At 71.8% G+C, this 6,419-nt stretch carries 5 protein-coding genes and 1 pseudogene; 3 read left to right on the top strand and 3 right to left on the bottom strand.

Going from position 1 to position 6,419, the window contains the following annotated elements; genetic code table 11:
* Positions 1–107 precede the first annotated feature (107 nt).
* Positions 108–1,568, top strand: a complete 1,461-nt coding sequence (locus INE98_RS12920) for an NAD(P)/FAD-dependent oxidoreductase (protein ID WP_293539367.1) — start codon at positions 108–110, stop codon at positions 1,566–1,568.
* A 7-nt stretch (positions 1,569–1,575) separates the two neighbouring features.
* On the opposite strand, the gene INE98_RS12925 is transcribed toward INE98_RS12920, so the two are convergent.
* The gene (locus INE98_RS12925; RefSeq protein WP_293539369.1) at positions 1,576–2,613 is read right to left on the bottom strand and encodes a serine hydrolase; all 1,038 of its coding nucleotides are present in this window, start codon (positions 2,611–2,613) and stop codon (positions 1,576–1,578) included.
* Between the two features lie 79 nt (positions 2,614–2,692).
* On the opposite strand from INE98_RS12925, the gene INE98_RS12930 reads away from it, so the two are divergent.
* Entirely contained in the window at positions 2,693–3,532 is an 840-nt protein-coding gene (locus INE98_RS12930; RefSeq protein WP_293539371.1) for a methyltransferase domain-containing protein, read from the top strand.
* 1 nt (position 3,533) lies between these two features.
* Here the strand turns inward: INE98_RS12930 and INE98_RS12935 are convergent, their stop codons facing one another.
* The gene (locus tag INE98_RS12935; protein ID WP_293539373.1) at positions 3,534–4,490 is read right to left on the bottom strand and encodes an alpha/beta hydrolase; all 957 of its coding nucleotides are present in this window, start codon (positions 4,488–4,490) and stop codon (positions 3,534–3,536) included.
* A 25-nt stretch (positions 4,491–4,515) separates the two neighbouring features.
* Positions 4,516–6,051: a sulfatase-like hydrolase/transferase gene (locus INE98_RS12940; RefSeq protein ID WP_293539375.1), complete on the bottom strand. Its 1,536-nt coding sequence runs from the start codon at positions 6,049–6,051 to the stop codon at positions 4,516–4,518.
* Between the two features lie 107 nt (positions 6,052–6,158).
* On the opposite strand from INE98_RS12940, the pseudogene INE98_RS12945 reads away from it, so the two are divergent.
* Positions 6,159–6,419, top strand: a pseudogene (locus INE98_RS12945) (hypothetical protein); the annotation flags it as partial.

The raw sequence follows: 6,419 nt of genomic DNA on the forward strand, positions 1-6,419 counted from the left end.
AGGCTCCCGGCGTTCTACGAGGAACGGGCGGAAGAGCCGCTTCATCCCCGGAGGCCTTTCCCCTGCGGCGGACCTGTAGGACACTGGCGCCAGTCAGGGAGACTAGCATGTCCGGGGTAATGCGCAGGCTGAGGATCGCGGTGATCGGGGCGGGGGCGGGCGGAATCGCCACCGTGATCCGGCTCCGCGAGCGCGGCGACCCCGAGATCATCGTGTTCGAGAAGGCGTCCGAACCGGGCGGCACCTGGAGGGACAACACCTATCCGGGCATCACCTGCGACGTGCCGTCGCACCTCTACCGCTTTTCCTTCGCTCCCAACCCCGACTGGAGCTCCAAGTATTCACCCGGACCCGAGATCCAGGCCTACATGCGCAGGGTGGCGGCGGACTTCGGGGTGGAGCCGGTCATCCGTTACAATTCCGAGGTCCAGTCCGCCGCCTGGCGGGACGGCGCCTGGGAGATCACCACCACCCAGGGACCGCAGGGGCGCTTTGACGCCGTGATCACGGCGGTGGGGATCCTGCACCACCCCGCCCTGCCCGACATCGAGGGCCTTGAGGACTTCGCCGGGACCGCCTTCCACACGGCGCGCTGGGACCATTCGGTCCCGCTGGAGGGGAAGCGCATCGGCGTGATCGGGACGGGCTCGACGGCGATCCAGGTCGTTCCAGCCATCGTCGACCGGGCGCAGAAGGTCAGCCTCTTCCAGCGCACGGCGCAGTGGATCCTGCCCGAGCCCAACCTGCCCATCCCCGAGGAGAAGCGGGCCGCCTACCGGGCTGATCCGTCCCTGCTGGCGGGCCAGTACGACCACCTCGCCCAGGCCTTCAACGGGGCCTTCTGCGCGGCCGTGGCGGGCGAGGCGCCGGAGGTCTACGAGCGCATGGCCCAGGCCTGCCGGGACAACCTGGCCACGGTGGCGGACCCGGAGCTTCGGGCCCGGCTGACGCCGGACTACCGGATGGGCTGCAAGCGGCTGATCGTCTCCAGCCTCTTCTACCCGGCCATCCAGCGCCCCGACGCCGAGCTGGTCACCGAGGGCATCGCCCGGATCGAGGCCGGGGGCGTGCGTACGCAGGACGGGCGACTCCACGAACTGGACCTGCTGGTCCTGGCCACGGGCTTCGACGCCCACCACCCCTTCGGCGACATGCGCATCGCCGGCCGCAGCGGGCGGGAGCTGTCCGAAACCTGGGCGAAGGGCAACGTCACCTATCGCGGCGTGACCGTCCCTGACCTGCCCAACTGGTTCATGCTGGGCGGCCCCAACAGCCCGCTCGGCAACTTCTCCTTCCTGATGACCGCCGAGCGGCAGCTGGGCTACGTGCTCCAGCTGGTTGATCTCCTGGCCACGGGCGCGGCCCGGGAAATCACGCCCCGGCCCGAACCCACCGCCGCCTGGACCCAGGCGCTGAAGGACCGGCTCGCCGGGTCCATCTGGGCCTCGGGCTGCCGCAGCTGGTACTTCGACCCGCACGGCAATGTGGCCACCTATCCCTGGTCCTACGAGACCTTCGAGGCCGAGATGAAGGCGCCCGTCCTGGAGGACTACGCCCTGTCGGCCTGAGGCCGGGTCAGGGGGCGGCCGACAGGACGAGGGTCCGCGCCCTGCGGATCTGATCGACGACCAGGGGCAGGTGATGCCGCATGAAGAACAGGCCGTAGAGACCGGTCCGCCGGTCGATCCAGGGATAGGCGCCGAAGGCGCCCGGGCTGGAGGACAGGAGGCAGGCTCCCTCCGGGTCCTGGGCCTCGCACCAGGTCCCAAGGCCATAGGCGTCGACGTCACCCATGCCCGGCGGGCGATAGGCCATGGGCTTGCCCGCGGTCTGCACGCGCTCCAGCTCCGCGACCGCCTCCGGCGAGAGCACGCGGCGTCCCTCCAGCGTCCCGCCGGCGGCGAGCATGCCGAGGAAACGGCCATAGTCCTCGGCGGTGGTGTAGACCCCGCCCTGCAGGTTGGGGTTGGTCACCTCCTCGGGGTCGAGGCGAGGCCGCAGGGGATGTCCCCAGGTCGTTGATGTCAGGCCCAGCGGAATGGAGATCCTCTCGGCGAAGAGGTCCGCCCAGCGGCGACCCGTCGCCTGTTCGACGAGGGCCCCGGCCACCTGAAGGGACGGCCCGCCGTACCGGAAAACAGCACCGGGCGGATCGACCGGGGACCTGCGGGCGATGCGGGCCGCCGACTCCGAGAGGGTCAGCCGGGAATCCTGCAGCAGGTCCGACATCCCGAGGAGGCCGCCCTGGCCCGCGGTGTAGGAGAGGAGCTGGCGCAGGGTGATCTCGCCGGAGGGACCCCGGAACTCGGGCAGCCTTCGGCCGATGGGCTCGTCAAGCGACAGGCGCCCCTCCTCCACGACCGTCATGACCAGGGCCGCCGCCATCCACTTCGACGCCGAAGCCACGGGCAGGCGCGCATCCGGCGCCAGGTCGCCGCGGTCCAGCCGATAGAGAAGGGTCCCTTCCCGGTAGACGAGGAGCGAGACCCCCGGGGCGCCCCTGGCGAGGATGGCGTCGAGGGCGCGCTCCAGGCCCGGCGGCGCATCGGCGGCGCGGACGGAGCCCGCCGCCAGGGACAGGAGAACGGAAAGGACAGCGAGCCGCCGCAACATCTGGCGCATTTTCCCCGACGCCCGCAGACTAGGGTCCGGCGGCGGCGCGAACAAGCCGACTGCAAGCGGGAGGATGACGATGGCGACCGCCAACGAGGCCCAGGAGGCCTACTGGAACGACGTGGCGGGACGGACCTGGGCGGCCCTGCAGGACCGGATCGACCGGCAGATCCGCCCCCTCGGCCTGGCGGCGATGGACAGGCTGGCGCCGTCGCCCGTGGAAACCGTGCTCGACATTGGCTGCGGCTGCGGCGACACCAGCCTGGAGCTTGCCCGGCGCGTCGGCCCCGAGGGCGAGGTGCTGGGGCTGGACATCTCCGGACCCATGCTGGAGGTCGCCCGGCGCAGGGCGGCCGAGGCCGGGGCTTCCGGGCTCGAGTTCCGCCAGGCCGACGCGCAGGTCGCCGCCCTTCCCGGGGGACGGGACGCCGTCTTCTCGCGGTTCGGCGTCATGTTCTTCGCGGACCCGCCGGCCGCCTTCGCCAACCTTCGACGGGCGCTGAGGCCGGGCGGCCGCCTGGGCTTCGTCTGCTGGCGCCCGCTGGCCGAAAACCTCTGGATGCGCCGGCCCGCCGAGACGGCCGCCGACCTGGCGCCGCCGGCCCCGCCGCCGGAACCCGGCGCGCCGGGCCCCTTCGCCTTCGCCGATCCGGAACGGGTGCGCGGAATCCTGACCGGGGCGGGCTTCACCGGGATCGAGATCACGCCGCACGACGAGGCGATTGGCGGCCTCGACCTCGACGCGACGGTGGAGATGAGTTTCCGGGTCGGGCCCCTGGGCGCCATCCTGCGCGAGCGACCGGACCTCGCCCCCGTCCTGCGCGAGCGGGTGCGCGAGGCGGTCCGGCCCTGGCTCCGCGGGGACGCCGTCTACATGCCCTCGGCGACCTGGATGGTCAGCGCCCGCAACCCGGCCTGACCTAGCCGTTCAGGAACCTGGCGAGGGCGGCGCGGCTGTCGCGCTCCGCGGCCTGGGCGACCCGCGTCCCGCGCATGACCTGAAAGGCATGGAAGGCCCCCGGATAGACATGGACCTCCGTGGGGATCCCCTCGCGGGTCAGCCGGCGGGCGTATTCCAGGTTCTCCTCCAGGAAGAGGTCGAGGGCGCCTGTGGCGATGAAGGTCGGCGGCAGGCCCGCCAGGCTCTCGGCCCGGGCGGCGGCGGCGTAGGGCGAGACGCCCTCGATCCCCGGTTCATGCCCGAGCAGGGCCGCCCAGCCGAAGCGGTTGTTATGCGGCGTCCAGATGAACTCGCCCACCGTGGGGTGGGGATCGGGACGGGTGCAGGTGCGGTCGTCGATCATCGGGTAGATGAGGTGCTGGAAGGCGAGGGCGTACTCGCCCCGGTCCCGGGCCAGCAGGGCGAGGCTTGCGGCGAGGCCGCCGCCGGCGCTCTCGCCCATGACCCCGATCCGGGCCGGGTCGACCCCCAGTTCCGCGGCGTTGGCGAAGGTCCAGGCGAGGGCGGCGTAGCAGTCCTCCACCGCGCCAGGGAAGCGGGTCTCGGGCGCCAGCCGGTACTCCACCGTGACGATGACGCAGCCGAGGTCGGCCGCCATGGGCCGGTGCATGGCCTCGTTGCCATCGGCCCGCCCCGAGACATAGCCGCCGCCGTGGATGTGGAGGATGCAGGGAAGGGCCCCCTCGACGCCCCGCGGGCGGTAGACGAGGACCTCGACGTCGGGATCGCCCGCGCGGCCGGGGATGAGGCGGCGGACCTGGTCGGCCCGCTCGGCGTCCTTGGGGTCGGCGGGAAACCAGGAGGCGCGGCCCCGCATGCCCGCCAGCATGGCCTCTGTCAGGGCCACCGTCGGGAAGGCGTCGAGCATGGGCAGGAGCTCGGGATCGACCAGGTGACGGGAGAAGGATTCGGACATGGGGCCTGGGCTCCGGCGGCGGTGGTCAGGGATAGATCTTCAGCATCTGGCCTTCATGGCGGCGGACCGCCTGGCGCATGCTGGTCCACTGGGCGGGGACGTTGTCCTTGTCCCACTCGGCGATCACGGCCTTCAAGCGTGCGACCACTTCGGGCCGCGCGTCCGCGAGGTTCCGGCTCTCGCCCGGATCGTCGGCGAGGTTGTAGAGCATGTCGTAGACGCCCTGGGAGGAGGCCTTGGCCTGCACCCCGTCGGGGGTGATGCCGGCGGCCGTGCTCTCGGTCTCGCCCGGCTCGGCGCGGTTGACGCTCCACAGCTTCCAGGCGCCGTCCCGGACCGCGTAGTTGGGGCCGGTCCGCCAGAAGAGGCGGCGCTCGAAGCCCTTCGGCTTCGGGCCCGACAGGTAGGGGACGAGGTTCTCGCCATCCGTCCCGCGAGGCAGGGCCGCCCCCGCGAGGGCGGCGGCGGTGGGGGCGATGTCGAGGCTGGAAACCACCTGGTCCTCCACCCCGCCGCGGCGGAAGCGCCCGGGCGCAGAAATGATGTAGGGCACCCGGACGCCGCCCTCGAGGTGCAGGCCCTTGAAGCCGTTCAGCGGACCATTGGTGCAGGCGGTCCCGACATAGCCGGCGCAACCGTTGTCGGAGAGGAAGATAATGACGGTGTTCTTCTCCAGGTCCCGCGCCTTGAGCTCCGCACGGATCCGTCCGACCCCATCGTCCAGGGCGGTGACCATCGCGGCGTAGACCCTCTGGCCCTTGTCCGGGATGTCGCTGTTGCGTGCGATGTAGCGGGCCGGCGCCTGCAGGGGCGTGTGCGGCGCCGCATGGGCGAGGTAGAGGAAGAAGGGGCGTCCTGCCGTGGCGTCGATGAAGTTGATGGCCTCGCGCGTGAAGGCGTCGGTGAGGTAGGCCGTCTCCTGCACGACCTCGCGGCCCCGAAGGACAGGCGCGGCCCGGCGCAGCAGGGCCATCTTCTCGGCCTCGGTCGCCCCGGGCGGGGCCTGCACCCCCTCGGCGATGCCGAAGGAGGCGCCGGCTCCGGGGGGCGTGATCTCCTCGTCGCCGACCTTGAAGTCGGTCATGAAGGAGGTCGCCCCGGTCATGACGCCGAAGAAGCTGTCGAAGCCGCGGTCGAGCGGGTGGTAGCCCGAAGGCTGGCCCAGATGCCACTTGCCGACCATGCCGGTCGAGTACCCGGCGCCCTTCAGGACCTGGGGCAGGAAGACTTCGTCCCGGGAGACGCCGCCCGTGCGGTCCCGGCCGACAGGATTGAACTCATAGCCGAAGCGGGTCTGGTAGCGCCCGGTCATGAGGGCGGCGCGGGACGGCGCGCAGACCGGATGGGCGACATAGCCTTGGGTGAAGCGAACCCCGTCCCGGGCCAGGGCGTCGATGTGGGGGGTCTTCACCTGCGGCGAGCCGTAGGCGCCGGTGTCGCCATAGCCCAGGTCATCGGCGATGATGACGATGATGTTCGGCCGGGCGGGCGCGGCCAGGGCCGGGGCCGCGGCCAGGCTTGCGCCCGCCGCCGCCGCAAGGATCAGGCTTCTCGTGAACATGTCGGTTTCCTCCCGCCCGGGACTTCCGCCCGGCCCGGTAGGAGGCTAGCACAGAGGCGGCGGCGCGGCAGGGGCCTCTGTCGAGAACCGCCCCATCCGGAGACGCGATGATGCGGAACGTCCTGCGCCCGGCCGCCCTGGCGGCGTCACTCCTCCTGGGGACCCTTGCGATGACCGAAGCCCGAGCCGGGGATGACCCCTTCACCTGGATGGAGGAGATCGAGGGCGAGCGCGCCCTCACCTGGGCGAAGGCTGAGAATGCACGCTCCCTGCCCCGGCTGCAGAACGACCCGCGCTATGCCGGCCCATATGCGGAGGCCCAGGCCATTGCGACGGCCCCGGACCGCATTCCCGGGATCGCCCTCGCC

It is taken from the genome of Phenylobacterium sp. (genome assembly GCF_020253645.1).
Lineage (GTDB): Bacteria > Pseudomonadota > Alphaproteobacteria > Caulobacterales > Caulobacteraceae > Phenylobacterium.